Raw genomic sequence first — 1,616 nt, 5'->3', positions numbered from 1 at the left:
CTATTTAGATAGCATATTATCTTCTACAGATTCAGTAACAATTAGTCAGATTGCAGCAGATTATGGGATGTCTCCACAACAGATGAATAAATTACTTCATAAACTAGGTATTCAGAAAAAAGTCGGTAACCAATGGTTATTGTGCAAAAAAACACATGAACCAAGGATACACAAAATCTCATACAACTGAGATTCCGAAAGCCGATGGTGGCACTAAAGTTGTAATGAATACCAAATGGACACAGAAAGGGCGTCTATTTATCTACGAATTACTAAAAAAAGAAGGATATTACCCTCAAATGGATTTAGAGTAAATTGGTTAGAAAGGAGTTTTAGTATGACTGACATTGCAGAAATCACTCAACGAGATAGAGAAAAAATCAAAGAATATGTCGAAAGTTCAAAGTTCTTAACTTACACCATGCTTGCTGAAAGATTCGGCATTAGCAAAAGCTACTTATCTTTGATTTTAAACGGTAAAAAGACTTCTGCAGAAGCAAACAGAATTATAGATTCGATTATCACTATGTACGAATTGTAAAGGGAGGAACAACTAATGCAATATCTAGAAGCTAAAATTCCAGTACCTTCAGATTACGTTATTATCTCTAAAGTTGAATATGAAGAATTAAAAAAAGCTGATGAGACAGGAAACTGGATGACGTTGAAAGAAGTATTAGACAGGGTAAATCGTGGATATGAATGGTTTACCAGTAATGTATTGAAAAATCCCAGATATAGAAAAATATTAGATATAGATAAAAATAAAGATGGTTTTGTTTATTATCCAGGGGACGGTCGCGACACCTATCTTTTTCAAAGAAGAAAAATGCTTGAATTTTTAGATGAAAATTTTGCAGATATTTTAAAGAAAGGGAGCAACTAAAACTTGTAAATAAGGGCAATGCAACAAATACAAACAAAATAACTAAGGAGGCAGAACATGAAAATAACAATCGAATGAACACCAGAAGAGATAGCAAAAATGCTCCAAGCTATTGAGAGTAGCAATGATCCAAAAAATATTAATGTAAACCCGCAATGTGGCATTAATAAAATATCGGAAGAATTAGCTAGGAGAATAACTACTCGTCAAGAGAAAATTGAGAAAATTTTATCAGGAGTGAAACAAAATCAGAATGGGAGATGAAAAAAATGCAGAAGGAACAGTCATTACAAATTAATGTGGAAGTTAAAGGAATTGAAGAAGCTACAAAAAAAGCAGAAAGATTAATTGGATTAATAAAAGAAGCCAAAACGTTGGCAGACGAATTGGCTTCAGTTGAATTTGATGTAGATCTTAAAAATTAAGTTCTATTTTCTGTCCACAAGTACACTTAGCACCATTTGATGTTACTTTGATTGTTTTTCCGCAATTAGGACACTTTATAGGATGGCCACCCTTACTATCCATTGCTTTTTTTGCAAGTGTAGCAGGATCATTTAATTTTTTTCTTAAGTTATCCATACCATTTATCTTAATACCCATAATATTTTCACCACCAATCATAAATTATTTCAGCAGACCACTTGCTGATAAGAAAATTATACCAGAAAGGAAGAAACGGAAAATGAATATGAAACACAAAAAGCTCCAGTATGATCCGGAGCGAAAA

At 32.6% G+C, this 1,616-nt stretch carries 7 protein-coding genes; 6 read left to right on the top strand and 1 reads right to left on the bottom strand.

What is annotated here, in order from left to right; genetic code table 11:
• From ACTQ40_RS10470 to ACTQ40_RS10445, 6 genes are all read left to right on the top strand, one after another.
• On the top strand, positions 1 to 190 hold a 190-nt coding region (locus ACTQ40_RS10470; RefSeq protein WP_441564111.1), incomplete at its 5' end, for a phage antirepressor KilAC domain-containing protein.
• Positions 156 to 314, top strand: coding sequence for a phage antirepressor KilAC domain-containing protein (locus ACTQ40_RS10465; protein WP_432490584.1), 159 nt, complete (start codon positions 156 to 158; stop codon positions 312 to 314). The genes ACTQ40_RS10470 and ACTQ40_RS10465, both read left to right, overlap by 35 nt.
• A 23-nt stretch (positions 315 to 337) precedes the next feature.
• Entirely contained in the window at positions 338 to 541 is a 204-nt protein-coding gene (locus ACTQ40_RS10460; protein WP_002296611.1) for a helix-turn-helix domain-containing protein, read from the top strand.
• 15 nt (positions 542 to 556) lie between these two features.
• Positions 557 to 886, top strand: a complete 330-nt coding sequence (locus tag ACTQ40_RS10455) for a DUF771 domain-containing protein (RefSeq protein WP_141442174.1) — start codon at positions 557 to 559, stop codon at positions 884 to 886.
• 99 nt (positions 887 to 985) lie between these two features.
• Positions 986 to 1,150 (top strand): hypothetical protein, encoded by a 165-nt coding sequence (locus ACTQ40_RS10450; RefSeq protein WP_441564110.1) that lies wholly within the window; start codon positions 986 to 988, stop codon positions 1,148 to 1,150.
• Between the two features lie 5 nt (positions 1,151 to 1,155).
• Positions 1,156 to 1,311, top strand: coding sequence for a hypothetical protein (locus tag ACTQ40_RS10445; protein WP_010822645.1), 156 nt, complete (start codon positions 1,156 to 1,158; stop codon positions 1,309 to 1,311).
• On the opposite strand, the gene ACTQ40_RS10440 is transcribed toward ACTQ40_RS10445, so the two are convergent.
• Positions 1,301 to 1,510: a hypothetical protein gene (locus ACTQ40_RS10440; protein ID WP_142960439.1), complete on the bottom strand. Its 210-nt coding sequence runs from the start codon at positions 1,508 to 1,510 to the stop codon at positions 1,301 to 1,303. The two genes, ACTQ40_RS10445 and ACTQ40_RS10440, sit on opposite strands and share 11 nt — an antisense overlap.
• Positions 1,511 to 1,616: the final 106 nt, after the last annotated feature.

This window comes from Collinsella sp. Sow4_D11 (assembly GCF_052116465.1).
Classification (GTDB): domain Bacteria; phylum Actinomycetota; class Coriobacteriia; order Coriobacteriales; family Coriobacteriaceae; genus Collinsella.
Note: the sequence above shows the minus strand (reverse complement) of the source record. Positions and strands in the feature narration are given on the sequence as shown.